This window comes from Bradyrhizobium sp. AZCC 1578 (genome assembly GCF_036924675.1).
GTDB lineage: Bacteria > Pseudomonadota > Alphaproteobacteria > Rhizobiales > Xanthobacteraceae > Bradyrhizobium.
On record NZ_JAZHRZ010000001.1, the window covers coordinates 7,209,376 to 7,235,418 of the forward strand.

General features: G+C 61.8%; 23 protein-coding genes and 2 pseudogenes. 17 read left to right on the forward strand and 8 right to left on the reverse strand.

Annotated elements, in window-relative coordinates:
• The first annotated feature begins 14 nt into the window (after window positions 1–14).
• The 10 genes from V1290_RS34300 to gmk all read left to right on the forward strand — a co-directional run bounded on the left by V1290_RS34300 (window position 15) and on the right by gmk (window position 9,235).
• Entirely contained in the window at window positions 15–722 is a 708-nt protein-coding gene (locus V1290_RS34300) for a TetR/AcrR family transcriptional regulator C-terminal domain-containing protein (RefSeq protein WP_334368454.1), read from the forward strand.
• Window positions 719–1,744 carry a fatty acid desaturase family protein gene (locus tag V1290_RS34305; RefSeq protein ID WP_334368455.1) on the forward strand — a complete coding sequence of 342 codons (1,026 nt, stop codon included), beginning with the start codon at window positions 719–721 and terminating at the stop codon, window positions 1,742–1,744. Before V1290_RS34300 ends, V1290_RS34305 begins: the two co-directional genes overlap by 4 nt.
• Before the next feature lie 53 nt (window positions 1,745–1,797).
• A complete protein-coding gene (locus tag V1290_RS34310; RefSeq protein WP_334368456.1) occupies window positions 1,798–2,424 on the forward strand; it encodes a LysE family translocator in 627 nt (208 codons plus the stop codon).
• A 110-nt stretch (window positions 2,425–2,534) separates the two neighbouring features.
• Window positions 2,535–3,488: an ACP S-malonyltransferase gene (gene fabD / locus V1290_RS34315; protein WP_334368457.1), complete on the forward strand. Its 954-nt coding sequence runs from the start codon at window positions 2,535–2,537 to the stop codon at window positions 3,486–3,488.
• A 22-nt stretch (window positions 3,489–3,510) separates the two neighbouring features.
• Complete coding sequence (gene fabG / locus V1290_RS34320; protein WP_334368458.1) at window positions 3,511–4,248, forward strand: 3-oxoacyl-[acyl-carrier-protein] reductase; 738 nt, start codon at window positions 3,511–3,513, stop codon at window positions 4,246–4,248.
• A gap of 303 nt (window positions 4,249–4,551) precedes the next feature.
• Window positions 4,552–4,791, forward strand: a complete 240-nt coding sequence (locus tag V1290_RS34325) for an acyl carrier protein (protein WP_008969609.1) — start codon at window positions 4,552–4,554, stop codon at window positions 4,789–4,791.
• A gap of 96 nt (window positions 4,792–4,887) precedes the next feature.
• Window positions 4,888–6,153 carry a beta-ketoacyl-ACP synthase II gene (gene fabF / locus V1290_RS34330; protein WP_334368460.1) on the forward strand — a complete coding sequence of 422 codons (1,266 nt, stop codon included), beginning with the start codon at window positions 4,888–4,890 and terminating at the stop codon, window positions 6,151–6,153.
• Window positions 6,154–6,279: 126 nt separating this feature from the next.
• Window positions 6,280–7,563 (forward strand): endolytic transglycosylase MltG, encoded by a 1,284-nt coding sequence (gene mltG, locus V1290_RS34335; RefSeq protein WP_334368461.1) that lies wholly within the window; start codon window positions 6,280–6,282, stop codon window positions 7,561–7,563.
• 127 nt (window positions 7,564–7,690) lie between these two features.
• Complete coding sequence (locus V1290_RS34340) at window positions 7,691–8,578, forward strand: YicC/YloC family endoribonuclease (RefSeq protein WP_213250032.1); 888 nt, start codon at window positions 7,691–7,693, stop codon at window positions 8,576–8,578.
• 3 nt (window positions 8,579–8,581) lie between these two features.
• Entirely contained in the window at window positions 8,582–9,235 is a 654-nt protein-coding gene (gene gmk / locus V1290_RS34345) for a guanylate kinase (protein WP_334368462.1), read from the forward strand.
• An 18-nt stretch (window positions 9,236–9,253) separates the two neighbouring features.
• Here the strand turns inward: gmk and V1290_RS34350 are convergent, their stop codons facing one another.
• The 3 genes from V1290_RS34350 to V1290_RS34360 form a co-directional block, all read right to left on the reverse strand.
• Window positions 9,254–10,384 (reverse strand): hypothetical protein, encoded by a 1,131-nt coding sequence (locus tag V1290_RS34350; RefSeq protein WP_334368464.1) that lies wholly within the window; start codon window positions 10,382–10,384, stop codon window positions 9,254–9,256.
• Window positions 10,385–11,384: 1,000 nt separating this feature from the next.
• Window positions 11,385–11,738 carry a hypothetical protein gene (locus V1290_RS34355; RefSeq protein WP_334368465.1) on the reverse strand — a complete coding sequence of 118 codons (354 nt, stop codon included), beginning with the start codon at window positions 11,736–11,738 and terminating at the stop codon, window positions 11,385–11,387.
• A 177-nt stretch (window positions 11,739–11,915) separates the two neighbouring features.
• Window positions 11,916–13,661: an adenylate/guanylate cyclase domain-containing protein gene (locus tag V1290_RS34360; RefSeq protein ID WP_334368466.1), complete on the reverse strand. Its 1,746-nt coding sequence runs from the start codon at window positions 13,659–13,661 to the stop codon at window positions 11,916–11,918.
• Between the two features lie 266 nt (window positions 13,662–13,927).
• Here V1290_RS34360 and V1290_RS34365 point away from each other — a divergent pair, with 266 nt between their 5' ends.
• Window positions 13,928–14,908, forward strand: a complete 981-nt coding sequence (locus tag V1290_RS34365; RefSeq protein WP_442895033.1) for a Bug family tripartite tricarboxylate transporter substrate binding protein — start codon at window positions 13,928–13,930, stop codon at window positions 14,906–14,908.
• A gap of 220 nt (window positions 14,909–15,128) precedes the next feature.
• Here V1290_RS34365 and V1290_RS34370 read toward each other — a convergent pair whose 3' ends face one another.
• The 4 genes and pseudogenes from V1290_RS34370 to V1290_RS34385 form a co-directional block, all read right to left on the reverse strand.
• The gene (locus tag V1290_RS34370) at window positions 15,129–16,916 is read right to left on the reverse strand and encodes an adenylate/guanylate cyclase domain-containing protein (protein WP_334368468.1); all 1,788 of its coding nucleotides are present in this window, start codon (window positions 16,914–16,916) and stop codon (window positions 15,129–15,131) included.
• A 149-nt stretch (window positions 16,917–17,065) separates the two neighbouring features.
• A pseudogene (locus tag V1290_RS34375) lies at window positions 17,066–17,580 on the reverse strand (transposase); the annotation flags it as partial.
• A gap of 274 nt (window positions 17,581–17,854) precedes the next feature.
• On the reverse strand, window positions 17,855–18,208 hold the full coding sequence (locus V1290_RS34380; protein WP_334368470.1) for a hypothetical protein: 354 nt from the start codon (window positions 18,206–18,208) through the stop codon (window positions 17,855–17,857).
• Between the two features lie 561 nt (window positions 18,209–18,769).
• Window positions 18,770–19,309, reverse strand: a complete 540-nt coding sequence (locus tag V1290_RS34385) for an RBBP9/YdeN family alpha/beta hydrolase (RefSeq protein WP_334368471.1) — start codon at window positions 19,307–19,309, stop codon at window positions 18,770–18,772.
• Between the two features lie 108 nt (window positions 19,310–19,417).
• Between V1290_RS34385 and V1290_RS34390 the strand changes: the two genes are divergently transcribed.
• The 5 genes and pseudogenes from V1290_RS34390 (at window position 19,418) to V1290_RS34410 (ending at window position 23,826) form a co-directional block, all read left to right on the forward strand.
• Window positions 19,418–19,894 carry an Lrp/AsnC family transcriptional regulator gene (locus tag V1290_RS34390; protein WP_334368472.1) on the forward strand — a complete coding sequence of 159 codons (477 nt, stop codon included), beginning with the start codon at window positions 19,418–19,420 and terminating at the stop codon, window positions 19,892–19,894.
• Window positions 19,895–20,301: 407 nt separating this feature from the next.
• Entirely contained in the window at window positions 20,302–20,862 is a 561-nt protein-coding gene (locus V1290_RS34395) for a hypothetical protein (RefSeq protein WP_334368474.1), read from the forward strand.
• A 360-nt stretch (window positions 20,863–21,222) separates the two neighbouring features.
• The gene (locus tag V1290_RS34400; RefSeq protein ID WP_028346485.1) at window positions 21,223–21,915 is read left to right on the forward strand and encodes a response regulator transcription factor; all 693 of its coding nucleotides are present in this window, start codon (window positions 21,223–21,225) and stop codon (window positions 21,913–21,915) included.
• Window positions 21,916–22,345: 430 nt separating this feature from the next.
• A pseudogene (locus V1290_RS34405) lies at window positions 22,346–23,293 on the forward strand (sensor histidine kinase); the annotation flags it as partial.
• A 179-nt stretch (window positions 23,294–23,472) separates the two neighbouring features.
• Window positions 23,473–23,826 carry a hypothetical protein gene (locus V1290_RS34410; RefSeq protein WP_334368475.1) on the forward strand — a complete coding sequence of 118 codons (354 nt, stop codon included), beginning with the start codon at window positions 23,473–23,475 and terminating at the stop codon, window positions 23,824–23,826.
• Between the two features lie 219 nt (window positions 23,827–24,045).
• Here the strand turns inward: V1290_RS34410 and V1290_RS34415 are convergent, their stop codons facing one another.
• Window positions 24,046–24,267, reverse strand: coding sequence for a hypothetical protein (locus V1290_RS34415; protein WP_334368476.1), 222 nt, complete (start codon window positions 24,265–24,267; stop codon window positions 24,046–24,048).
• A gap of 723 nt (window positions 24,268–24,990) precedes the next feature.
• On the opposite strand from V1290_RS34415, the gene V1290_RS34420 reads away from it, so the two are divergent.
• Entirely contained in the window at window positions 24,991–26,019 is a 1,029-nt protein-coding gene (locus V1290_RS34420; protein ID WP_334369264.1) for a fatty acid desaturase, read from the forward strand.
• Window positions 26,020–26,043: the final 24 nt, after the last annotated feature.

Sequence of the window (26,043 nt, forward strand, 5' to 3'; positions counted from 1 at the left end):
TCGGAGGGCAAGCGATGGCTCCAAAGTCCGTCCAGACAGCGCCAAAAGCGCCCAGCGATCCCAAGCACGCCGCCCGCGCCACGCGCACGGCCGGGCGCCAGATGCGCTCGCGGCTGCTCGATGGCGCCAGCCGGCTGTTCAAGGAGCGGGGCCTCGCCGGAGCGTCGATCTCGGACATCGCGGCGGCCGCCGATGCCTTTCCGAGCCAGATCACCTACTACTTCCGCACCAAGGAAGCCCTGTTCGTCGAAGCTGCCTGCCGCGACATGCTGTACGTGGCGCGCGCGGCCGAGGAGGCCGCGTTGCAGGCCCGTACGCCGCGCGACTACACGCGCGCGCTGGTCGAGGCCGTCACGGCGACGGATTCGGTCGCCTTCTTTACCGAAGCCCTGACGCTCACCCGCCGCCGCCAGGATCTCGCGCCGCTGGTGGAACGCACCATCGAGCGGCTGCACGGCGAGGGGATGCGCGCCTATGCCGGTCAGATCGAGCGGCACGGCTGGAAAAGCCTGCGCGATCCCGACGCCAGCTCACGGCGATTCTGGGCGCTGGCCATCGGCGTGATGGTGGAGGGCTACGCCATGGGCCGTTCAGCCGAGGAATTGTGCAACGAGATGCTGCGCGTGCTGGGCGATCAGGCCACGACAGCATCCGCGGCCGACAGCGCCAGGCTGCACCTGGTTGGCGACAACGATGAACCCGACGGGGAGACATCAGCATGACCGCGCTTCGCATGCGTGCCCGCGACTTTCTGACCGAGGATCAACTGGTCGCCATACGCCAGCGCGTGACATGGAAGGGTGCAGCCCTGATCGCGCATGCGTGGGCGCTGATACTGGGATCGATTGCGCTGGTGGCGTGGTGGCCCAATCCGCTGACCTTTCTGCTCGCGGTCGGCATCATCGGCTCGCGCCAGCTCGGGCTTGCGATCCTGATGCATGACGGGGCGCATGGATGCCTGTCGGCAGATGAGAAAATCAACCTGACGCTCAGCCAGTGGTTCTGCGCCTATCCGATCTTCGCCGAGACCCGCGCCTATCGGCGCTACCATCTGCAGCATCATGCGCGCACCCAGCAGGACGACGATCCCGATCTGATTTTGTCGGCGCCGTTCCCGATCACCAGGATGAGCTATCGCCGCAAATTCTTCCGCGATATCACTGGGCAGACCGGCTATCAGCAGCGCAAGGCGCAATTGTTGAATGCGCTTGGCCCAAAGGAATGGCCGCTTGCGCGGCGCGCCGCGCATTTCTGGGAAAAGCTCGGCCCGCAATTTGCAGTCAACGCGGTGTTGTTTGCTGGCCTCACCGCCGCCGGCATATGGTGGGCCTATCCGCTATTGTGGCTATTGCCGCTGCTCACCTGGCAGATGGTTATCACCCGCATTCGCAACATCGCCGAACACGCCGTCGTTCCCGATTCGAGCGATCCCTTGCGCAACACGCGCACCACGCGCGCGAGTTTTCTCGAGCGGTTGTTCATCGCACCATATTACGTCAACTACCATCTCGAGCATCATCTGTTGTTCTACGTGCCCTGCTACAACCTGCCGCGCGTGCACCGCATCCTCTCTGAGAGCCGATATGCGGATCGGATGGAGGTGGAGCCGAGCTACGCCGCCGTGCTGCGGCTCGCGACCGCCAAGCCCGACCACGAGGACCGGCCCGGCAAGCTGGTAAGCAGCGCACGCCGCGCGCGGGCTGGCGCCGACGTCGGTGGCGACCAGGCGGCGGGCGGCTTCTAGTGCCGTGATCGACGGTGGTGTAGCTTCCATCGGCGACCAAGCGGAGCCAGCGAATGATCGATCCGACCACATTGATTACGTATGTCGCGGTCGTGCTTGGCTTTGTGTTCATTCCGGGCCCCGCGACGCTTCTCACGGTTGCACGGGCAACGACTTCAGGCGCCCCGGTTGGCATCGCCACGGGCGCCGGAATCGCGGCCGGCGACATGATTCACACCTTTATGGCGATCGTCGGTATCTCGGCGATCATTGCCGCTTCGGCCATGCTGTTCAGCATCATCAAGTACCTCGGCGCGGCCTATCTGGTTTACCTCGGCATCCGTGCCGTCCTCGAAAGGACACCAGCAAATCTTGCGGCCGGCGCACTGCCGATTTCAGCAGGAAAGGCATTTCGGCAAGCGATTTTGGCGGAGGTGCTAAACCCGAAGACGGCGCTTTTCTTCCTCGCGTTTCTCCCCCAGTTCGTACGGCCCGAGAATGGTTCGGTCATACTCCAGCTCACGATTCTGGGGATCATCTTTGTTTTATTGGGGTTCGTCAGTACGGCGGTTTTTGCAGTAGGCGCCGGAGGTCTCGGGACCTTCCTGCGCCGCAATCCTGCGGTTCTGAAATGGCAGGGGAAGGCAATCGGCGGTCTCTACTGCGCTCTGGGTATCCGGCTGGCGCTACAGGAACGCTGATCCGCTCCGGCCCATTGATGACCCGGCAGCGGCCCGGCGATACGCACCGCGGCTTGACATCCCGGCCCGCGTCAGTGTCTTACGGCCCCAATCTTACGAGGGAGCACCGGATGACGGCTGCATTTACATTTCCGGGGCAGGGTTCCCAGGCGGTCGGCATGGGCAAGGCCCTGGCGGAGGCCTTTCCGGCCGCGCGGGCTGTGTTCGACGAGGTTGATTCGGCGCTCGGCGAAAAGCTGACCGCGATCATCTGGGATGGCCCGGCCGAAACCCTCCAGCTCACTGAAAATGCCCAGCCGGCCCTGATGGCGGTTTCGATTGCCACGCTGCGCGTGCTGGAGGCCGACGCGGGCTTTTCCGTCGGACGGGATGCGGCTTTTGTCGCCGGCCATTCGCTTGGCGAATATTCCGCGCTGGCCGCTGCCGGCAGCCTTAGCATCAGCGATACCGCCCGCCTGCTGCGCACCCGTGGTCTTGCAATGCAAAAGGCCGTGCCGGTCGGCGCCGGCGCGATGGCGGCACTGCTTGGGCTCGACTATGAGGCGGCGATGGCCGTCGCCAACGAAGCTGCCCAGGGGCAGGTCTGTCAGGCCGCTAACGACAATGGCGGCGGCCAGGTGGTGGTGTCCGGCGACAAGGCGGCTGTCGACCGCGCCGTGGAAATCGCCAAAGCCAAAGGCGCCAAGCGTGCAATGCTGCTGCCGGTCTCCGCGCCATTCCATTGCAAGCTGATGCAGCCCGCCGCCGATGCGATGGCGGAGGCGCTTGCAGGTGTAACGATCAAGACGCCGGCCTCGCCGCTGGTGGCGAACGTGCTGGCCGCGCCGATCACCGATCCCGACGAGATTCGCCGCCACCTGATCGAGCAGGTCACTGGCACCGTGCGCTGGCGCGAGTCGGTGGCCTATATGGCAGCGCATGGCGTTACGCGGTTCTTCGAAATCGGTGCCGGCAGGGTGCTGAGCGGGCTGGTCAAGCGGATCGCCGACGGCGCGGTCGGCGTGGCGATCGGGGGACCCAACGATATTGCCGCCGCGAAGGACGCATTGGCGGCGTCGGCCTAAAAGCTCCCGGAAGGAGACATTGATGTTCGATTTAACTGGCAGGACGGCGCTGGTGACCGGCGCGACCGGCGGCATCGGCGGTGCGATCGCGCAGGCGTTGCATGGTCAAGGCGCGACGGTGGCGATCTCCGGCACGCGTCGCGAGGTGCTGGATTCGTTTGCCGGCAAGCTTGGCGAACGCGTCCATGTGCTGCCGTGCAACCTTTCCGACAGCGCGGCGGTCGAGGCGCTGGTGCCGGCGGCGGAGGCCGCGATGGGGCAGGTCGATATCCTGATCGCCAATGCGGGCATCACGCGCGACAATCTGTTTGTCCAGTTGCGTGACGAGGATTGGGACGACGTCATCAACGTCAACCTGACTGCGACCTTCCGTCTTGCCCGCGCCGCAACCAAACTGATGATGCGCAAGCGCTTCGGCCGGATCATAGCGATCACCTCGATCGTCGGCGTGACGGGCAACCCCGGCCAGGCCAACTACACCGCGTCAAAGGCCGGAATCATCGGTCTGATCAAGACGCTGGGTGCGGAATACGCCAAGCGCAACGTGACCGCCAATTGCATCGCGCCGGGATTTATCAAGACGCCGATGACCGACGCGCTCAACGACAAGCAGCGCGAGACCATCCTGACGAAGGTTCCTGCGGCGCGGCTGGGGACACCGGAGGACATCGCGGCGGCAGCCGTCTATCTCGCCTCCAACGAGGCGGCCTACGTCACCGGCCAGACGATTCACGTCAACGGCGGAATGGCCATGATTTGAGCGAGTTATTGCCCCGATCTATGCGGCCAAAGGCCGTTGTCCGGGGCGGGTGAGGCTTGTAGTCAAGGCTTGGGAAGTATGGTAACCGAACACCCGACGGATGGGCAAACAAGGCCATTGCAGGATTTTGAAACCCTGTATATTGGCGTGGCGACGCCTGCCGTTCGCCGGGGCTTTGTCGGCTACCACCGGGCCGAATCAAGACTATGCGCGATAGCGAAGGAAGTTTAACGACCACGATAGCTCGTAGCGTCTCTGTAGCGTCTTGGGGTCGGGTCCAATAGAACAAGCACGAGGTTAAAGATGAGTGAGATTGGCGAGCGGGTTAAGAAGATTGTGGTCGAACACCTCGGTGTTGAACCCGATAAGGTTGTCGACAACGCAAGTTTTATCGACGACCTCGGCGCCGACAGCCTCGACACCGTCGAGCTTGTGATGGCATTTGAAGAAGAGTTCGGCTGTGAAATCCCCGATGACGCCGCTGAGACGATTTTGACCGTCGGCGACGCGACGAAGTTTCTCGAGAAGAACGCTAAGAGCTGACGTCCCGGGCGGGTAGAGACAGAGCCGGACGGGCCGTCATCAAACGGTCCCCCGGTTTCTTGTTTTGGGCCATTGGTTTCGGGCTGGAGTTTTGACATGAGGCGGGTTGTCGTCACGGGGCTGGGCATGGTTACGCCGCTCGGCTGCGGCGTTGACACAACGTGGGCGCGTATCATCAACGGTCAGAGCGGCGCCAAGAAGATCGACACGTTCGAAGTCGCCGATCTCGCCAGCCAGATCGCCTGCGTGATTCCGCGTGGCGACGGCTCAGATGGTACTTTCAATCCCGACCAGTGGATGGAGCCGAAGGAACAACGCAAGGTCGACGACTTCATCATCTTTGCGATGGCTGCGGCACGCCAGGCGCTCGACGACGCCAACTGGCATCCGGCGACCGAAGAAGACAAATGCGCCAGCGGCACCCTGATCGGTTCGGGGATCGGCGGCCTGTCCGGCATCGCCGAGACGTCGCTGCTGTTAAAGGAACGCGGGCCGCGCAGGGTTTCGCCGTTCTTCATTCCGGGGCGGCTGATCAATCTCGCTTCCGGTTATGTATCGATCGAGCATGGCCTCAAGGGCCCCAACCATTCCGTGGTCACGGCCTGTTCGACCGGCGCGCATGCGATCGGCGATGGTGCCCGCCTCATTGCGCTCGGCGACGCCGACGTGATGGTCGCGGGCGGCACGGAATCGCCGATCTGCCGGCTGGGGATGGCCGGATTCTGCGCGGCGCGCGCGCTCTCGACCGGCTTCAACGACGCGCCGCAAAGGGCCTCGCGGCCCTACGACAAGGACCGCGACGGATTCGTGATGGGCGAAGGCGCCGGCGTCGTGGTGCTCGAGGAATATGAGCACGCGAAAAAGCGCGGTGCGCGAATCTATTGCGAAGTGATCGGCTATGGCCTGTCGGGCGACGCCTATCACATCACCTCGCCGTCGCCGGATGGCGATGGCGGTTTCCGCAGCATGAGCGCGGCGATCAAACGCGCCGGCATCACGGTATCGGATATCGACTATATCAACGCCCACGGAACTTCGACGCAGATCGGCGACGAGATCGAACTCGGCGCGGTGGAGCGGCTGCTCGGCAACGCCGCCTCCAAGGTGTCGATGTCATCGACCAAGTCGTCGACCGGGCACCTGCTCGGCGCTGCCGGTGCAATCGAGGCCATTTTCAGTATCCTTGCGATTCGCGATAACATTGCTCCACCCACCATCAATTTGGAAAATCCGTCGGTGCAAACGGCGATCGATCTGGTGCCGCAGACCGCGCGCAAGCGCGAGATTAACGTCGCGCTGTCGAATTCCTTCGGTTTCGGGGGGACCAACGCCTCCGTGATCATTCGGCGCGTGGCCGACTAGCAAGTGTTTGGAACGACTCCACCGTTTTGCCGTATTCGGCGATGACTTCTACATGCGGGCGTATGCTATCGGCTGGGCAACGGATTGCCGAGTCGCGATTGAACCGACAGGATTCAGGTTGCATCGATGAGTGAGAGGCCGCCCATTTCACCACGAAGCCCGCGCGCTGCGTTGGAGCCCGAGCAGGTGCCGCCGCCGCCGAAGCGGTCGGATCGCGCCCGCAATCCATTCGTGGTGGTCGGCAATGCCATCTTCACCATCCTGATCATTCTGATGATCGGGGTGGGGGCGGTGTACTATTACGGCAGACAAATCCTGGAAACGCCCGGTCCGCTGAAGGAAGACAAGATCGTCAACATTCCCTCGCGTGCCGGAAAGCGCGACATCGCCGACGCGCTGCTGCGCGAAGGCGTGATCAACGTCAATCCCTGGGTATTCATCGGCGGCGTGTTTGCGCTGAAGGCGAGCTCCGACCTCAAGCCCGGCGAATATTCCTTCCAGAAGAGCGCCAGCCTGCGCGACGTCATCGCCACCATCGTCGAAGGCAAGGTGGTGCAGCATGCCGTCACGATTCCGGAAGGTCTGACCTCCGAACAAATCGTGACGCGACTCCTCGACAACGACATCTTCGCCGGCTCGGTTCGGGAAATACCCCGCGAAGGCACGTTGCTGCCCGAAACCTACAAGTTTCCGCGCGGCACCACGCGCGAGCAGGTGATCCAGCGCATGCAGCAGACCCAGAAGCGGGTGCTCACGGAAATCTGGGAGCGCCGCAACCCGGACGTTCCGGTCAGGTCGCTGGATCAGCTCATCACGCTGGCCTCGATCATCGAGAAGGAAACCGGCCGGGCCGACGAGCGCAGCCGCGTGGCGGCGGTATTCGCCAATCGCCTGCGGCAAAGGATCAAGCTGCAGTCGGATCCGACGATCATCTATGGCCTGGTCGGCGGTAAGGGAACGCTGGGCCGGCCGATCAAGCGCTCCGAAATTACGCAGCCGTCGCCCTACAACACCTATGTGATCGACGGTTTGCCGCCCGGGCCGATCGCCAATCCGGGCCGCGCCTCGCTCGAAGCGGCCGCCAACCCGGCACGCACGCGCGACCTGTTCTTCGTGGCTGATGGAACGGGTGGGCACGCCTTTACCGAGACCTACGACCAGCACCAGAAGAACGTTGCCAAGCTGCGGTCGCTGGAAAAGCAGATTCAGAACGACACCGTCGAACCATCGGAGGACGCGCCGCCGCCGACGGCGGCCGGAGCACCGGCCGATACCAATCCAACCGCGACGACGCCGCGGCCGGCAGCGCCGGCTAAAAAGCCGCCCGCCCGTCCTCCGGCACCTGCAACCCCGCCGGCCCGCCAGGGCGCCGCGCAATCGACCACGACGCCGCCGGTGGTTCAGCGCTGACGCCGGCGGGTCGCGAAGGCGTTCCACGCCGCAGCCGGAACGCAATTCCACTTTGGGTGAAATAGGCTTATGGTCCCGCCGTTCATTTCGAGTCTCGAAATCCCTGTCTTTTGGAGAGTGTTACGCGATGGCGCTATCGAGCATGACCGGTTTTGCCCGGAGCCACGGCGCCAGCGGCCCCTACACGTTCGAATGGGAACTGAAGTCCGTCAACGCCAAGGGCTTTGACCTGCGCCTGCGCCTGCCGCCCGGTTGGGACGAACTCGAGGCCTTTGCCAAGAAACGCGCCGGCGAGGTGCTGTCGCGGGGCACGGTGTACGCCAATCTCAACGTCAAGCGCGCCAACGCAGTCTCGACCGTGCGCATCAATGAAGACGTGCTCGCCTCGATCGTGAAGGTCGCGGGCGTGCTCGCCGGCAAAATCGACGCGGTGGCGCCCAGCATCGACGGACTGCTCGGCATTAAGGGCGTCATCGAGGTGGTCGAACCCGAAAGCGATGAGGCGGAGGACAAGGCGGCAAAGGATGCGGCGGCAGCCGCCTTCGAGCAGGCACTCGGCCATCTCGTCGAGATGCGCCGCCGCGAGGGCGTGACGCTCGGGCAAATCCTGATCCAGCGCATGGATGAAATCGAAAGGTTGGCGAAAAAGGCCGAGGCCGCGCCTGGCCGCAAGCCGGAGGCGATCAGGGCCCGCCTGGCCGAGCAGGTAGCGGCGCTGCTGGAGACTTCCGAACGCTTCGATCCTGACCGGCTCAATCAGGAAGCGATCCTGATTGCGACCAAGGCCGACATTCGCGAAGAGCTCGACCGCATCGCCTCGCACGTCGCGCAGGCCCGCGAGATGATCGGCAAGGGCGGACCGGTCGGGCGGCGGCTCGATTTCCTCGCCCAGGAATTCAACCGCGAGGTCAACACCTGCTGCTCCAAATCGAACGATCTGGAATTGACCCAGACCGGGCTCGAGATGAAAAACGTGGTCGAGCAATTCCGCGAGCAGGTCCAGAATCTGGAGTGACCGATGACGGCTGGTGGTTTCGACGGAGTTGAACGGCGCGGGCTGATGTTCGTGCTCTCCTCGCCCTCGGGCGCAGGCAAGACCACGCTGTCGCGCATGTTGATCGCCGAGACACCTGCGCTGCAAATGTCAGTATCGGCGACCACGAGGCCGAAGCGGCCCGGTGAGGTCAACGGCAAGGATTACTTCTTTGTCGATCATGCACGATTTGAGACGATGGTCGCCAACGGCGAACTGCTGGAGTGGGCAACCGTATTTGACAACCGCTACGGCACGCCGCGCGCGCCGGTCGAAGCGGCATTATCCTCCGGGCAGGACGTGCTGTTTGATATCGACTGGCAGGGCACTCAACAACTGCGCGACCGGTCGCCGAAAGATGTGGTCAGTGTTTTCATTCTTCCGCCGTCGGTATCGGCATTGGAACAACGCCTGCACACGCGCGCGCAAGATTCCGAAGAGGTCATCCGCGGCCGTATGCGAAAGGCCGGCGACGAGATGAGCCATTTCGATGCCTACGATTACATTGTGGTCAACGACAATATCGGCATAGCCTTCGAAGCCGTAAAATCAATCTTGCGCGCGGAACAGTTGAAGCGAGAGCGGCAAGTAGGCCTTTCAGATTTCGTTCTCGGCTTGCGGCGCCAGTTGGAAAAATGACTGCCGCGTAGGCTTCTCTTACGTCTGCGCGCTGCGGGCGAGCCGGGCCAGCATTTCCGTAACCTGCTGATCACGCTCTCGCTCCTGAGGGACGCGTGCTCGTTCCTGCGGTGCCCGCACCACTCGCTCCTGCGGTGCCCGCACTCGCTCCTGGGGTACGCGCGCTCGTTCTTGCGGTACGCGTACCCGTTCCTGGGGTACGCGGGCGCGCTCTTGCGGCACGCGGGGCCGCTCCTTCGGCACGCGGGTATGCTGCACAGCGCCGGTGCGCCGCAGGCGGGCGTCTTCATCGTGGAACACCGGCGGCGCGGGACGCTTGGTGCGCGCGGCATCCCACATCGCGCGCCGCTTGCGGCGTATGGCGCGGCGCGCCCGCATGCGCCCGATCCTGACAATCGCGCTTACCGTGAGGCCGGCGAGCGCCAGCGCTGCCGCCATCACCAGTAGCAACTTCTGCAGCGAGGCGGTCGGCTTTGCCGATTCTGGCGTGACAGGTGCAACCTGTTCTGCTGCGGGCTGCTGCACTTCCTCCACCTGCGCTGGCTGGTCTGCGGGCGCGTTGGCGGCAGCGAATTGTTGATCGGTCGGGGTGGTCGAGGAACTTGCGTCGGGAGCGCCGTTCCAGCGCATGTTCGCCAAGGGCGCCGGTGCGAGCACGTTCGGCATGGCAGCGCTTGGTCCGTTCTGGGCGGCGGGCGCGGAAGTTGCGCCAGTCGTTCGCGGCTCGGCTTTGACTAGCGAACTTGCCGCTGCACGGTTTTGCTGGGCAACCCATTCGGCACGCGCGTCGTCGAACGATTTGCGCGAGCTCGCTTGCACCGGTGCCGGTTCAGCGGCTGGCGGCGATGCCGCCGGGGCTGATGCGGGCGGCGCGGCGCGTGCAAATTTGTCGTCGGCCTTGTCGTTCTCCTCGCGGAGATACCAGCATTGACGTTTGGTGACGCGGTCGATGCGATAGTACCAATGGCTGCCCGACGGCGTCGCACCCTTCGGCGTGGACAGGCAACTGTCGGCTGCGGCGGCCTGCGCCACTGGAGCGGCCTGCGCTTCCGACACCTGGGCCCGGAGATCCGTCATGGTGGCGAGGCTCGCTCCCGCCACAACACCGGCAAAGAGAGCCGGGACGAATTTCACGGAACACTTCGACATCTACATCCCCGGCAACGCTACGCTACTCGACGCTTGATGCGCCCAATCTGGTCAGAGACTTGGGTCGCAATGAGCCGCAATTTCGGAGCAGATGGGGTATAATTGCGGCTCGCGCGCCGCCTCATATGTGGCGGGCTAAGCTCATGAAAAATATGTGGAAAACAGCGGCCTTTCTGTGGGTTGGAAGGGCTGTTGTTTAGAAGCGATCCAACGTTCTGAACATTCGTCCGATCGCACGAATGAACCGGAGCCGCTGCGGCGCGAGGGTGGGGCAGGTGATGCCGGTGCTTGGATACGCATCGTTGTTTTCGACAGATGTAGCTGACGCAGGACAAAGCATGGCGATCTCGCGGCGCGCAGCGCCCGAAGTTATACGATCTGCGATGCCCTCTTAAGATAGAGGGCGCAGGGAAAGCCGGGTGCCCATGACACCCGCAGTCGTGCGCAAGAATGCACACGGTGGACCGCAGGTGCGCCGGAACACCCGGCCTTCCCTGCGCAGTGGTTTTAACGCTTATGCCGCGATCTCCCCGGAGCCGAATTCCTCTGGCCTCCGTCGCCGATGGATTGGCGATTGATCGAAGGCCCGGTTGGGCCCGACAATCTCCATCGGCTTGACACCAGCAACGGGTGCCAGGACCACGCGGTTTTGCCGTCCGCAGCTTCCTCGGGCCGAAGCGCTTCGACCAGCCCGTATGCTGCCGGAAGAAGTTTTGGCCGAGGCGTTTAAGCGCCGGTCGTCTGCGCGCCGTTCAATCGCTCACGAGGCAAAGCCCGCCCTGCAATCACGCGCGCGCCTGACGCTGCTGCGTCCACCGCATTCCATGCCCAACGTCCGTGACGTTCGCGATACGTCCCTCTTGGCGGGCCGGAACGGGCGAAGTTGTACGGCTGATTTGGGTGCGGCGAGAAGCGGAATATTTTTGATTCCCGGGCTTGACATGATTTCGGAAAATCAGAAGTGATTTGCCTGTCGCGCCGGTTGGTCGCAGCTAGCTGATTAGCCGCAATTCCAGATCGGCCCGATCGGCGTGCGCGTCCAGCAAGGACCGAAGCTGCCGCCATTGTAGCGACCGCCGTAAAAGCCGGGCCGACCGAAATAGTGCCAGTCGCCATCGTACCCGTAATAACGCGGGACAGGATCGATATACCAGGGGCGCAGGTTGGAACGCGCCATGCGCGAAATCGAATTTTTCCGGGTGTAAGCTGGAAGGCTGTTGTTCGGCGGCTGTTGATAGCCCGGCAGGAAGCCGTAGCCGTGCCAGCGTGGCGCCGGCCGTTTATGAGGTGGCGCAGCCGCCGCGACGACGGGCAGCAGCGATAGGATGATAGCGATCGAAACGAGGCGCAACATAAGCACACCATAGACGGCCAGTTCGGGCGTGTACTCATTAAGCGACTAACTGATGTCCGCTCAACCCTCAACAGCGGCGGAATAGCGGACATAGCCCGATGTCGCAGAAGTGCCATAACCGGACTCATGCGCCGCAGCAGAGTGCCGCCATTCGATCACCTCGTGGGCATTGGAGAGCTACTCGGGCAACCCCGCTTTCCGAAGACCCTCGATCTGCAGCTTCGCGTTGGATTGCCCACCACGGGCGATGAACGCGGATATTGTAAACGCGGGATCAAGCTCAAGCACGCGCGCCGCCGCCTCACGGGCCTCCGCATCACGTCCGAGGTGGGCGAAAGCGGACGCGAGACAGCGGTAAGCCGCCGAATAGGAGGGGTTGTGGCGCTGGGCTTTCTTCGCTGCGACGACGGCCTCGTCAAAGCGACGAAGCTCAATGAAGGCATTTCCCATTCCAACAAACGGCAGGTGTGACTGCGGGTCTACCGGGCTCATGCGCATGGCACGTTCAAAGCTCCTGACCGCTTCCTCCGGCAGCCCCGCAACTCTATGGACTTGGCCTCTGCAGGTCCATGCACGAAATGAATTTGGGTTGAGCGCGACCGCCCGGTCCGCCAATTCGACACTACTTTCACTATCGCCAACCATGTACGCCGAGATTATGCCAGCCCATGCCAACGTGTCTGGATCACCATCGTCGAGGCTCAAGGCCAAGCGAACAAGCCGAACTGCTTCCTTGCGCTCGAATTGAGGATCGACAGCATAGCCCCAAACGACGTTGTTCATGTGACACATAGCTGCCAGAGCCGCAACGACGCCAAACCGAGGGTCTAGCTCCAAAGCGCGATGAGCCAGCCTTGTCGCCTCGGCCACCCCTTCGCTGGTCGTCAAATAATACTGCTGCATGGCTCGAAGAAACAAATCATAGGCGGTGAGGTTCTCTGGTCGGCGCCGCGTCGCCATACCAATCTCTGTTTGAAGCAGCTTGGGCTGAATGGCTGAGACAACAGCGACAGTCACTTCGTCCTGGAGAGCGAAAACGTCCGTCATGTCACGCTCGAACCTGTCCGCCCAAATGTGCGCGCCCGTCACCGCATCAATCAACTGCCCTGTGATGCGAACTTTCCCTGACGCCTTGCGCACAGAGCCCTCAAGGACGTAGCGCACACCGAGCCTGCGCCCGACTTCCTTGATATCGACGGCCTTGCCTTTGAAGGTGAAGCTCGAATTGCGGGCGATCACGAACAGCCATTTGAACCGCGAGAGCGCTGTGATTATTTCGTCAACCATGCCATCCGCGAAATACTCCTGCTCAGGATCGCCGCTCATGTTCTCGAACGGCAGCACGGCGACGGAGGGCTTGTCCGGGAGTGGTGGGGCCGCACTCAGCCTATCGATCCGCGCGCTATACCCTCCTGCGCGTACCGCGTAAGCACGGATCAGCTTAGAGATGTTCTTGAGCTGCTGTTCGCCCCGGTCCTCGAGGCCAACGTCCAGCTTACCCTCGACCTCAGTGTACACCTTCTCGGAAATCAGGATGCCGCCCGGATCGGCGACCCCTTCCAGCCGGACCGCGATGTTGATCCCGTCGCCAAATAGATCGTCGTCAGCCCCGACGATGACCTCTCCGAGATTGACCCCGATGCGCAGCTTAAGGGAGCTTCGGCCTGACGCGATGCTTTCCTGTATCTCCACCGCGCATCGCACCGCAGCCGACGGACTCGCGAACTCGGCCAACGCGCCGTCACCCGTGGTCTTGATCAGCCGCCCGTCGTGGCGGGAGAGGCCAGGCTCAATTACTTCGCGCTTCAGCCGCTCGAACTCGGCGTAAGTGGCTTCCTCAGCGCGTTGCATCAACGCGGAGTAGCCGACCACGTCGGCAGCCAAGATCGCCGCTAATCGCCTTTGAACCCGCTGCTCGGTCACGGCACCCTCGAAACGACCAGACTAACCACGCCGGAGGGGCGGAAAGCAGCTTAGCACTTTGTTGCGCATCTGTGAGCGGTAATCGCGGGAGGGCCTTGTTGCCCCAAACGGCATTTGCTGTGCCCGTGGCACGGCGGCAATAAGCGTGCGGCAAATTCGGGAAGTCCGAGTTGGGCCAAAGGCGACATCGCCCTTCCACGATCTCAGGAATAGGAATAGGCTATTCGCGCCCGTTCGCATCGGATTACCGCCGCGGAGGGACTGCAATGAAACTTCCCCACCGAAGGCAGTTTCTGCATTTGGCTGCGGCCACTGCCGCGCTACTGGCGCTCTCGACGATCGCGCGAGCGCAAGCCTATCCGACGCGGCCGGTGCGCATCATCGTCGGCTTTCCCGCTGGCGGCTCCGGGGACTTTCACGCTCGTCTAATGGGTCAGTGGTTATCGGAGCGGCTCGGCCAGCAATTCGTCGTCGACAACCGGCCGGGTGCCGGCGGCAATATTGGCACGGAGGCAGTCGTCCGTGCACCGGCCGACGGCTATACGCTCCTGCTGGCCTTAACGCCGAACGCAATCAACGCAACGCTCTACGACAGGCTTAACTTCAACTTCATCCGGGACATTGCACCGGTTGCCGGGATCGTGCATGGGCCCCAAGTCATGGTGATGCATCCTGCTCATCCCACCAGAACCGTTCCGGACTTCATCGCCTACGCCAAGGCCAATCCCGGCAAGATCAACATGGCGTCGGGCGGCGTCGGGACGCCGGGCCATCTGGCCGGCGAGCTGTTCAAGATCATGACTGGCGTCAACTTAATTCACGTGCCCTATCGCGGCGAAGGACCTGCCCTTACCGACGCGATTAGTGGGCAGTTCGAGCTAATGTTCGTCAGCGGGAGCCCATCACTTGAGTTCATCCGGGCTGGTAAACTGCGAGCCCTTGCGGTGACCACCGCAACGCGGTCGCCGGCGCTGCCGGACGTGCCGACCATTGCCGAAACGGTCCCCGGATATGAGGTGACCGTGTGGGCGGGGATGGGTGCGCCGAAGGGCACACCGTCCGAGATCATTCACAAGCTCAACGATCATATCAATGCCGGACTAGCAAGCCCCGGTATCAAGGCGCGATACGCCGATCTGGGCCTTACGCCTCTTGTTTTCTCGCCATCTGACTTCGGAAAATTCGTCGCTGACGACACGCAAAGGTGGGCGAAGGTGATCCGCGCGGCCAACATCAAGCTGGAGTAATTTCGACCCGCCGATGTTTCATACTGCCGATACGCAAACGCCGATCGCTCGATGACCGGTTAGGGTCAAAGCTGTCCGCTTTGGCGGTCTGGCGATCACTTCCGAGCTGGCGCTATAAGCGAACCATTTCGGAGCTCATTCGCATGTCGTAAAGCGGCCAACAAAGGAAGTCCCGCTTATTCGATCATCGTCCCAACGGGCGAGCATCTTTCTGCGATGGTCATTCGGGCAGCCCGGCTCGCCGCAATCCTTCCTCGTATCGCGAGAGGTCTTCGGCAAGCCGAATAGGGGGGAGCACGTCTTTGAGATTGGAAATACGCAGCGTGGGATTGAGTTGCCGCAGCCGAGCCATTGCCTTGTGTGCTTGCTCCGGCCGTCCGGCCATCGCATTGCTTGCGGCAGCGATGCGTAATCCAGATTGATGGTCCGGATCGTCCTGCAATGCCATTGCCGCCCACGATGCCGCTTCGTCATAGCGGCCCAGTAAGAAATGGGCAATCGCGGTCCCGGCCCGCATTCCGCTCACCCGCGGATCAAGTGGGCTCAGGCGCATCGCACGCGCGAAGCGCTCGATCGCCGCTTCCGGCTCGCCGAGCCAGTTTTTCGCCCAGCCGCCGCAAAGCCATGCCATGGCCAAATTGGAATTGAGCATCAGCGCGCGATCGATCAAGGCGGCGCCTACCTCGACATCGCGAACAACATTCACTAACGCCCACCCACTGTCGGCGAGCGCAGCCGCGTCATCCTTGCCCAACTCAATCGCCCGCTGGGCCAGCCTTTTTACTTCGGCAATCTCGTTCCCTGTGACTGTAATCCAGCCATTGATCTTGGCAAAGACGTAGCAAGAGGCGGCGCGACCGTAGGCGGAGGCAAAATCCGGGTCGAGCTCGATCGCGCTGTTGAACAGGCGCAATGCCTCGTCGTTCGCTTGCCGGCTGGCAAACTGATAAAGCCTGGCCAAACCGCGTAAATAGAGGGCATAGGCGTCGAGACTCTCGGTCGGCTTGCGCTTGGCACGCTCGATCTCGGCTTTTTCCACCACCGGCGCGATCGCCCCGACAACGCTCTCGGTGACCTGGTCCTGCAGACCGAAGATGTCGCCGATCCCGCCATCAAACCGGTCTGCCCAAAGATGCGCCCCGGTGGCGGTATCGACGAGCTGTCCCGTGATGCGTACCCGGTTGGCCGCTTTGCGAACGCTGCCTTCCAGCACGTAGCGCACCCCAAGCTCGCGTCCCACCTGCTTCACGTCGACGGCGCGCCCCTTGTAGGTGAAGCTCGAGTTGCGGGCGATGACGAACAGCGCCTTGAAATGAGACAGCGCCGTGATGATGTCCTCCGCTATGCCGTCGGCAAAATATTCCTGTTCTGGATCACCGCTCATGTTGGCGAATGGCAGCACAGCGACAGAGGGCTTATCGGGGAGCGTAAGGGCGGCCTCATCAACACGCAGGCGGTTCGGCACGGCTGGCACGGCGCGACCGTATGGGACGCGCCAGACCCGCATCGGTTCGGCGATATTCTTCAAGGATTGCGAACCCAAATCCTCAAACGTTACATCTACCTTGCCCCGAATTTGCCGACGCGCGTCGTCCGAGATGCTGATACCGCCCGGCTCTGCAATCCCTTCGAGACGCACTGCAATATTGACCCCGTCACCAAAGATATCGTTCTCTTCGATAATGATATCACCGACGTGAATGCCGATGCGGAGCTCGATCCGCTTGTCCTGCGGCACGTCGATATTTTGTTCGACCATGCCGCGTTGAATTTCGTCGGCACATCGGACCGCGTCGACCACGCTGGCGAACTCGGCGATAGCGCCGTCCCCGGTATTCTTGACGACACGACCGTGATGCTGCGCGATTTTGGGATCGAAAAGCGTCCTTCTAAGCGCTTTCAGTCGCGCCAGCGTGCCTTCTTCGTCTATCCCTATTAAGCGGCAAGAGCCTGCGACATCCGCCGCCAGAATAGCTGCCAGTCGTCGCTCTACGTACTCGCTGCTCAAGATGCACCCCCAAGGTTGGGGGAAATTGAATGTTCATATAGCACAATTGTGGGCCCATGTCCGGCTATGCGCACGTCGGAAAATGGGTCTTGGCCGTGTAAAAACACCCTTCCCAGGGAAGTTTGTGAGAAGTCTGGACCGGTTCGGTCTCAGGCGACGATCGCAGCCATCAGCGGCTTGGTCCCGACGATGTTCATGACCCGTGTCAGGTTATAGGCCAGGACCGAGAGAGCCATCTCGGCGGCTACTTTTGGAAGCGTTTTGGTGAGGAAGTGTGTCGCCCCCATGCGGGCCTTCATCGTGCCGAACGGATGCTCGACCGTCTCGCGACGCACGCGCATGGCATGCGGGTTTGCATCAAGGCGCCGCTGCACGGCTTCGAGCAGATGCTCATGCTCCCATCGCGGAATCCGCCGCTCCGGTCCTGTCGTGCATTGCGACTTAAGAGAACAATCTTGACAAGCTGTGGCCCAATAGCGCCGTAGCCGCTTGCCGTCCTCCTCGCTCGTAAAGCGATATGGCAGTTGTTCCCCGGCTGGACAGCGATAGGCGTCCTCCTTGGCAAATAGACAAAGTCCTGCTTGCCGAAGCGGCCATCTGACTTGGCACCCGACGTCTGCGGCTTGAGCAAAGTTACTGTGATGCCGGCCTCGTGACACGCGAGGAATTACGGTGACAGTGCACTCAATACGCGTCGAGAACCAACGTTAAGTGCACTGTCATCGAGATAAGTGCACTGTCACCGTAATCTCACCGCATTCCATGCCCAACGTCCGTGACGTTCGCGATACGCCCCTCTTGGCGGGCCGGAACGGGCGAAGTTGTACGGCTGATTTGGGTGCGAACGATAGTGGAATATTTTTGATTTCCAGGCTTGACACGATTTCTGAAAATCAGAAGTGATTTACCTGTCGCGCCGGTTGGTCGCAGCCAGCCTATCAGCCGCAATTCCAGATCGGCCCGATCGGCGTGCGCGTCCAGCAAGGGCCGAAGCTGCCGCCATTGTAGCGACCGCCGTAAAAGCCGGGCCGACCGAAATAGTGCCAGTCGCCATCGTACCCGTAGTAACGCGGGACAGGATCGATATACCAAGGGCGCCGGTTGGAACGCGCCATGCGCGAAATCGAATTTTTCCGAGTGTAAGCTGGAAGGCTGTTGTTCGGCGGCTGTTGATAGCCCGGCAGGAAGCCGTAGCCGTGCCAGCGTGGCGCCGGCCGTTTATGAGGTGGCGCAGCCGCCGCGACGACGGGCAGCAGCGATAGGATGATAGCGATCGAAACGAGGCGCAACATAAGCAAACCATAGACGGCCAGCTGGTGAGAGGCGATTCAAATCTGCGAACAGTGCGGAATTGCGCTGCCAGCACCGCAGTCCAGCAGTAGCTAGCGCTGTACGGCGGCTCCGCTTTGCGCCGAGCGCTTCCCTAGCGTATCTCCAAACCGGGCCTGAAGGCGTCCTTGGACTTCATCACGGCAAGCGTTTGGTGGAGTGTGTCTTGGTCGGCCTTAGCATTGTGTTCCATCCTCCAACCGTGGAAGATGTAGGTTGGTGTGCGATCTTCGTAGCCGTGATGGACGCCACGGTAAACTACCACGCGCACGTTCTTGTCACTCAAAACTTCGCAAACCTTGGAATCATTGGCGCAGCACGTGGTGATGCGTTGCTGAGCCGGGGCCCACCTGCCGGGTGCTGGGTCCCGGCTCTGCGAAGCAGCGTTTCACGTTGCTTCGCGTCCGGGACATGAAAAAAGACTCAACAGACCCGGCCAGCATCAGGCGTTAAGTGCACTGTCACCGCAATCCCGGATTCTGCTTTAATGGGCTGAAAGCCGGAAGCAGACCACGCTCCGTCCGTCAACTCGCGACTCCGGCCGAAAATGCTGCCAGGAACGCCTTTCCCTGCGGCCAATCCTCAAGCCCACTTGCCTCGTTGATATGGCCAAGCTCTCCTACTTCGACGATGCCGCTGCCCCACTGGCCCGCTCTCTCGCGGGCATACTCGATAGTGCCATATGGATCGTTCGTGCTCGCGATGATGAGCGAGGGAAACCTAAATTTGCTCGATGGCGGATTGGCGAAAGAGGCGGCTTCGACGGGGAAGGCCTGCGCTTCTGGATTCGGAACGGCAACAAGAAATGCGCCCGCGACTGGCGCTGTAGAAACCTGCTGCCAGTGTGCAACCAATAGGCAGGCCAGGCTGTGAGCGACGAGGAGCGGCGGTTTTGAAGCTGAGCCGACGGCGCGATCCAGCGCATCGAGCCAGTCCTTGAGGTCAGGCCGATCCCAGTCGCTGGGCTGGAAGCGCCGGCAGCGCGGGTTGCTCTTTTCCCATCGGGTTTGCCAATGCAATTCACCCGATGCGCCAATTCCCGGCAGGATAACGATGTCGGTCATGTCAGCTCCGTTGTTCTTGCAACGGGGCGAAACTGACGTCTTCCGCTACGGTCTGGAATGGGCAATCATCGGAAAAGATGTCCTCTTGCCGATGGATTCAAGGTCTTCATGTCATTTCGAGAAAGTTTTGCCCCAGCACTGGACCCGACCGATGTTGCGATCATCGAAGCCATGCAGGAGGATGGGCGCATAGCGATTTCCGAGCTTGGCCGCAGAATAGGGCTCTCGCAGCCCGCGACCTCTGAACGGGTTAAGCGGCTGGAGGAGCGCGGAATCATCACCGGCTATACTGCGAAGATCAATCCGGCCGCGCTGGGCTTGCGGATGATGGCCATCATCCGACTGCGCACGACCCACGAACATATCCAGTCCTGCCAGAAGCAGTTTGCCAAAATGCCTCACGTCATGGAGGTGCTGCGGCTGACAGGCGAGGATTGCTTCATTCTCAAGGTCTTCGTGCCGTCCCCGCAAGAGCTTGAAACGATCGTGGATACGATCGCCCGGCACGGTGCAGTCACGACCTCGCTGGTCTTGCGCAGCGAGCCGCCAAAGCCGATCGGGCGCGCGTTGATCCAGCGAGGGTAGGGCGTGTGCTCATAAATTACGGCGACAGCAAGCGTAGCCCGAATTACGGTGACAGTGCACTCAATACGCGTCGAGGACCAACGTTAAGTGCACTGTCATCGAGATAAGTGCATTGGACTGCACCCCGGAATGAGACACGATAATTTCTGTGACAGTGCAGTTGCCATGATGCGTTATCGTGCTTTGTTTTGCGCGAACGCGGTTTCGAACTCAAGGGGCGATTGGTATCCGAGCGCCGAGTGCAGCCGGTCCTGGTTGCAGACTGCCGCGCCGCGGTGAAACTAACTTCGCTGTCAGAAACTGTCGCATTTGTCATTGGTCATCGCGGGATCATTTGCGTCGCTTGATCGTCTTCTTCCTGCGACGGCATCCGTCGCTATGGTCCAATCACGGGAGGAGGATCGCAAATGAACAGCAGGCTCCTTAATGGCCTCATCGCGGCTGCGCTTGGTACGACGCTGGCGCTTGCGTCGCCGGCGCTCGCGCAGCGTGGCGGCGGCGGTATGGGTGGTGGCGGCGGACACGCCGCTGGCGGTATTGGTGGCGGCGGTGGTGGCGGTAGTATCGGAGGCGGCGGCATGCGCGCCGGCGGTGGCGGTGGTTTCGGCGGTGGCATGCACGCCGGAGGCTTCGGCGGCGGGATGCGTGCCGGCGCCGTGGGCGGCGGTCCGCGCGTTGGCGGCACGAACATCGGCGGCGGCGCGCGCTTTTCCGGCGCAGGACCCCGTTTCAGCGGCAGCCGTTTCGCAGGGTCGTCCTTTGCGCATGCCGGAGCCTCGCCGCGGTTCGCATTCCACGGCGGCCGATTCCATCGCGGCTTCCATCACCGCCATCATCATCGCTTCCACCGCTTTGCGTTCATTGGCGCGCCCGCAGTTTACGCCGCTTACGACGACTGCTGGCGCAGGGTGTGGACGCCGCGTGGATTCCGGGTGGTCAATGTCTGCGGCGACTACGGTTACTACTAGAGCATGATCCGGACCCGCGGGGCTGCGTTAGCGCAAAGTGGGTACCGGTTTTCCCTCGCGACAAACGCGGAACGCGTTAGCGCGGAGATCATGCTCCAAACAAAAGGATCGAGCGTGATGGGTTCGGAGTGGACGCGCGGACTTCGGTCACCTCTCCGGCCCGGAACGTCGTGACGGTCGCAACCCGAGGACGGCAATCCGGACGCCGGATCGGCCGTCGGCCTCACGCTTATTTGCGCCTCCGCAGGCAACCCTCGGACGACGCGTGGGTTGGTTCGGCCATGGAGTCGCGCAACGACTTTCCGATTTTCTTGCCAGACTGGGGTCGGCTTTTGAGCAGTCGTTCGGAGACGAAACGCCATGACGGGAGGTCACCGCCGTATTCTGGTCGTTGAAGATGACCCGGAAACCGCCGGCCAGCTTGTGGATTCGCTCACGACCAGCGGCTACCAGGTGGATCTGGCCGCCACCGGCCATGAGGCGTTGCGTCGCAGCGCCGCCAGCGACTATGCCGTGATCACCATCGACCGCATGCTTCCGGATATCGACGGCATCGCAGTGATGCGGCAACTGCGCGACGATGGCAACGCCGCGCCCGTCCTGATCATCAGCGCGCTCGGTGAGGTCGACGATCGGGTGCGCGGCTTGCGCGCCGGCGGCGACGACTATCTGGTGAAGCCATTTTCGTTCGTCGAACTACTGGCGCGGGTCGAGGCGCTGGGGCGCCGCAGCGACACCATCGTGAAGGAGACCATTTTGCGGGTGGGCGATCTCGTTATCGACCTGGTGTCTCGCACCGCCAGTCGGCGCGGCAAAGACATCTTGCTGTTGCCGCGGGAATTTCAGTTGCTGGAGTATCTGGTGCGCAACGAAGGCCGCGTCGTATCACGCGCCATGCTGCTGCAGCAAGTCTGGGATCTTCATTTCGATCCCTCAACCAACATCATCGACGTCTATGTCGGGCGCGTTCGCCGCAAGGTCGATGGTCAGCAGGCTTATCCACTGATCCATACGGTGCGCGGCATCGGGTATTGTCTCCGTGCTCCTGGCTAAGACCTTCACCTCGTCGACGTTCAAGCAGGCGCTGCTCGGGATCGGGATTTTTGGCGTGATAGCGTCGGCGATCTTTGCCTACGTCTATCTCGCCACCTCCTCCCATGTGCGCAGCCAGTCGGACCGCGCCATCATGGTCGAGCTTGTCAGCCTGCGCGGAGCTTACGAGCGCTCCGGGCGCGATGGGCTGATCGCCCTGATCCGGCAACGCGTTGCCGACCAGACTCTTGCCGACAATATCTATCTCCTGGTCGATCCCGCATCGGCCGCGCTGGCCGGCAATCTCAAGACCTGGCCACCGGCGGTCACGGCGGCTGGGGGATGGGCCGAGTTTCGCGGAGTGGAGCCACCGCGCGGCGCAGACGGCCGGCCATCGCTGCGGGCGGCGGTCGAAACCTTTCCGAACGGCGATCGTCTGCTGGTCGGAAAGGATATCAGCGACCTCAACGGCTTTACCGATCACATCAAGACGGCGGTTGCCTTGAGCATTGCCTTGATGTTCATGATAGGCAGCGTTGCCAGCATCCTGGTGACGCGGCGGACAGTAGGGCGGATCGAGTCGATCAACGCCACCAGCCGCGCCGTCATGCTCAGCGGTCCCGACAAGCGCATCCCGCTGCGCGGCACCCATGACGAATGGGATCGCGTGGCGGAGAACCTCAATCTGATGCTGGACCGTATCGAAACCTTGATGGGCGAGATCAAGCAGGTGAGCGACAATGTCGCGCACGATTTGCGGACGCCGCTGACGCGCATGCGCGGACGGCTGGAGAAGGCCTGGCACGCGCCGCGCATCGGCGACGACGATCAGACGCTGATCGGCGACGCCATCGCCGACCTCGATGCTGTCTTGCGGATCTTTGCATCCATCACGCGGATCGCGCAGATCGAGACCCAGGCGCGAAAGGACGCGTTCCACCGCGTGGACCTGGCGGAGATCGCCGGCGAGGTGGTCGAGCTGTACGATGCCGCGGCCGAGCAGGACGGCACCCGTCTCACCATTGCCGGCGATCGCGAGGTGCTGGTGACCGGCGATCGCGATCTGATCTTCGATGCCATTGCCAATCTCGTGGACAATGCGATCAAGCACGGCCGTGCCGGAGGGCAGGTCGTAGTTGTGCACGAAACCATTGACGGTCAGCCGGCCGTCTCGGTCGCCGACGACGGCCCGGGAATTCCCGCCGATCAGCATGAGCATGTGTTCAAGCGCTTCTACCGGCTCGAACACAGCCGCTACGCGCAGGGCAACGGTCTCGGATTGAGCCTGGTCGCCGCCGTTGCCCGTCTCCACGGCGCACGGATCGAACTGCTCGACAACGCGCCAGGGCTCAAGCTCCGACTCTGCTTTCCGACGGCAGGTTCGCGGAACGAGACTTGATGGAGCCGTCCGACGCGGCGCCGGCGGCGTGCACATAGCTTGAGGTTTTGCGTAAGCCAACGACAGTGGAGTCCCGCGTCACGTGAGCGTTACGCCCAGTGTGAACCAGTTCATACACGCTAAAGTTTAGCCGATGTAGGAGAAGATCTCCCGCGATATTTCTAGTCATGGAGGGTTTGATGAAGCAGCCTTCTCTCTCGCTTCCGGCATTACTGTTCGGCATCATTCTCTACGCGCCCCAAGCTTACGCCCAGGCGAAATGCACTCAAGGTTATGTTTGGAGGGAGGCCACCCGCGGCGACTACGTGTGCGTCACGCCTCAAACCCGCAGGCAGGCCTGGAACGACAATGCGCAGCAGGACGCTCGGCGGGCAGGGCGTGGACCGTACGGATACGAGACTTGCAAGCAAGGTTACGTATGGCGCGAAGCAACGACGGACGACAAGGTCTGCGTCACGCCGGCGACGCGCGACCAGGCGCGCTACGACAATTCAAGGACGCGGCAGCGCGTCCACGCGCAGCGCATTGATTAATTACCTGTCAGCCTTTCCCGCATATCGCATGCGCTCACGCGGGCTACTTGCTGACAGCATCCAAGAAACGCAAGAAGGGCTCCAGCGGCGCTGAGGCCCTTCTTTTGCGGGAACGGTGCCGCAGGGGAGGTGCGACATCGCACCAATTCCTCACCTACCGATCGGTCCAGCGTCCCAGCCGGACCCCGATCTGATCGTCGCTAACCGTCGATTGCGTGCTTAGTCGCAGATGCGCTCGCGGATCCTGACGCGTTCACCAAAGCGGTTGGTGCGTTCGCGGATCACGATCCGGCAGTCATCTCTGTAATCACGGTAATAGGGACGATCATAGCCGGGACCAACATAAACGCCGCCCGGACCGACGCCGAACTCGATAGCGTTGGCCGTAGCGATGGTTCCGACCGTAAGCAGTGTCGCAATCGCCAAGACAGATAGCCTCATAGTTACCTCCTCTTGTCGATCAAAACCAAAGGCTTCGGAAGCCATTCGTTCCGCTCGGCGGAGATTTTGATAGCGCGCTCATCCTGGGTTCCGCCAAGGAACAATTGCAGCCATCTCGTCACTACGGTGGCAGTGCACGCAATTGACGTTGCGGATTCACAAGGCTTCGCTAGCAAGTTAAATCCGCTGCGACCTCGCAATTCTGGCTTCAGAATTCGAATTACGGTGATAGTGCATTTAGCTCGGGAAGAGCATTTAGCTCATCGGGAAGAGAGCGTTGAGTACACCGTAATTCCACTGTCCCAATTCCTCATTCTGAAGGAAGCCAGTGTTGCTGGCGGTTGGCTACTTGGCCCCAGCATGGTGACGCGCCGAGTGTGAGCCAATGGCCAAGGCGGGAAGTCGGCTCATTGGCGCGAAGTGGATTTCGCAGCCGTCAGCCGGGTCCGGAAATAACCCATGGGACACGGGTAACGGTGCTGCAGTCCTTGACGTTCTCTCAATTTGTGTCCATATGCGGATTAATCGACACTTGGCCGAACGACTGGGCCGCTTTGCCTTGCTGCTGACAGGCACGCACGTTTCAGACCCTTCCCCAAAAATCGATCAACGGACGCAGGAGCCGATCCATCGGTGCCTCGATCTTACGTGCACTGTCAGAAGGGGATATCTGTGCATAAGAGAACTGTGCAGGGGTCTGATGGGCCAAAAGACTTTGGCTCCATTCCGACTCCCATTGGCAGCGATGACGTCCTCAACGCACGGCGGTGGAAGCCCATTTTGGGCAACTACAGCACCCCAACTCGGCTGCGGAGCCTGACCGAGTTGGCGATCACGGCTTTGCCGCTCGTCATGCTGTGGACCGCGGCCTGGTTCACGTTCTCCCTTGGCTATGCCTGGGCTTCATTGCTTATCGCGTTTCCGGCCGCTGGCTTTCTCTTGCGCCTGTTCATGATCCAACACGACTGCGGTCATGGCACCTTTTTTGCCGGCCGCCTGGCGAATGACTGGGTCGGCCGCGTCATTGGCGTGCTCACGCTCACGCCTTACGACTATTGGCGCCGCACACATGCGATTCATCATGCCACCACCGGCAACATCGATCGCCGCGGCATCGGCGACGTCGATACGCTGACCGTGCGCGAATACCGGGCCCTTTCCTGGTGGGGTCGTCTGAAGTACCGTCTTTATCGCCACCCGATGATCATGTTCGGGCTCGGACCGGCCTATCTGTTTCTTTTGCAACAGAGGATTCCGGTCGGCCTCATGCGCAATGGTTGGCAGCCTTGGGCCAGTACAATGGCAACCAATCTCGCGATTGCCGTCATCGTCGCTGCGCTCACATGGTTTATCGGGATCAAGGCGTTCCTGCTCGTGCATCTTCCGATTACGCTGCTGGCCGCCACGGCCGGCGTATGGCTGTTCTACGTGCAGCATCAGTTTGAGCACACGTCGTGGGAGCGCGACGAGAGCTGGAACCTGCATCAAGCCGCTCTGTACGGCAGCTCACATTACGAACTGCCGGCGCTGCTGCGCTGGTTCACAGCCAACATCGGTATTCACCACGTGCATCACCTCTCCAGTCGGATTCCCTATTACCGGCTGCCGCACGTGCTGCGTGACCACCCGGAGCTGCGCGATGTCGGCCACATAACGCTCCTGGAGAGCTTTCGGTGTGTGCGACTTGTATTGTGGGACGAGGCGCAGCGCCGTTTGGTGTCGTTCCGGGAAATCAGAGCCCGGGACTTTTAGGCATTACGGTGACAGTGGAGGCCC

Excerpts from the sequence above, each read along its gene's own strand:
- V1290_RS34300 (WP_334368454.1), top strand. The coding sequence starts at position 15 with ATGGCTCCAAAGTCCGTCCAGACAGCGCCAAAAGCGCCCAGCGATCCC.
- V1290_RS34305 (WP_334368455.1), top strand. The coding sequence starts at position 719 with ATGACCGCGCTTCGCATGCGTGCCCGCGACTTTCTGACCGAGGATCAA.
- V1290_RS34310 (WP_334368456.1), top strand. The coding sequence starts at position 1,798 with ATGATCGATCCGACCACATTGATTACGTATGTCGCGGTCGTGCTTGGC.
- fabD (WP_334368457.1), top strand. The coding sequence starts at position 2,535 with ATGACGGCTGCATTTACATTTCCGGGGCAGGGTTCCCAGGCGGTCGGC.
- fabG (WP_334368458.1), top strand. The coding sequence starts at position 3,511 with ATGTTCGATTTAACTGGCAGGACGGCGCTGGTGACCGGCGCGACCGGC.
- V1290_RS34325 (WP_008969609.1), top strand. The coding sequence starts at position 4,552 with ATGAGTGAGATTGGCGAGCGGGTTAAGAAGATTGTGGTCGAACACCTC.
- fabF (WP_334368460.1), top strand. The coding sequence starts at position 4,888 with ATGAGGCGGGTTGTCGTCACGGGGCTGGGCATGGTTACGCCGCTCGGC.
- mltG (WP_334368461.1), top strand. The coding sequence starts at position 6,280 with ATGAGTGAGAGGCCGCCCATTTCACCACGAAGCCCGCGCGCTGCGTTG.
- V1290_RS34340 (WP_213250032.1), top strand. The coding sequence starts at position 7,691 with ATGGCGCTATCGAGCATGACCGGTTTTGCCCGGAGCCACGGCGCCAGC.
- gmk (WP_334368462.1), top strand. The coding sequence starts at position 8,582 with ATGACGGCTGGTGGTTTCGACGGAGTTGAACGGCGCGGGCTGATGTTC.
- V1290_RS34350 (WP_334368464.1), bottom strand. The coding sequence starts at position 10,384 with ATGTCGAAGTGTTCCGTGAAATTCGTCCCGGCTCTCTTTGCCGGTGTT.
- V1290_RS34355 (WP_334368465.1), bottom strand. The coding sequence starts at position 11,738 with ATGTTGCGCCTCGTTTCGATCGCTATCATCCTATCGCTGCTGCCCGTC.
- V1290_RS34365 (WP_442895033.1), top strand. The coding sequence starts at position 13,928 with ATGAAACTTCCCCACCGAAGGCAGTTTCTGCATTTGGCTGCGGCCACT.
- V1290_RS34380 (WP_334368470.1), bottom strand. The coding sequence starts at position 18,208 with ATGTTGCGCCTCGTTTCGATCGCTATCATCCTATCGCTGCTGCCCGTC.
- V1290_RS34385 (WP_334368471.1), bottom strand. The coding sequence starts at position 19,309 with ATGACCGACATCGTTATCCTGCCGGGAATTGGCGCATCGGGTGAATTG.
- V1290_RS34390 (WP_334368472.1), top strand. The coding sequence starts at position 19,418 with ATGTCATTTCGAGAAAGTTTTGCCCCAGCACTGGACCCGACCGATGTT.
- V1290_RS34395 (WP_334368474.1), top strand. The coding sequence starts at position 20,302 with ATGAACAGCAGGCTCCTTAATGGCCTCATCGCGGCTGCGCTTGGTACG.
- V1290_RS34400 (WP_028346485.1), top strand. The coding sequence starts at position 21,223 with ATGACGGGAGGTCACCGCCGTATTCTGGTCGTTGAAGATGACCCGGAA.
- V1290_RS34410 (WP_334368475.1), top strand. The coding sequence starts at position 23,473 with ATGAAGCAGCCTTCTCTCTCGCTTCCGGCATTACTGTTCGGCATCATT.
- V1290_RS34415 (WP_334368476.1), bottom strand. The coding sequence starts at position 24,267 with ATGAGGCTATCTGTCTTGGCGATTGCGACACTGCTTACGGTCGGAACC.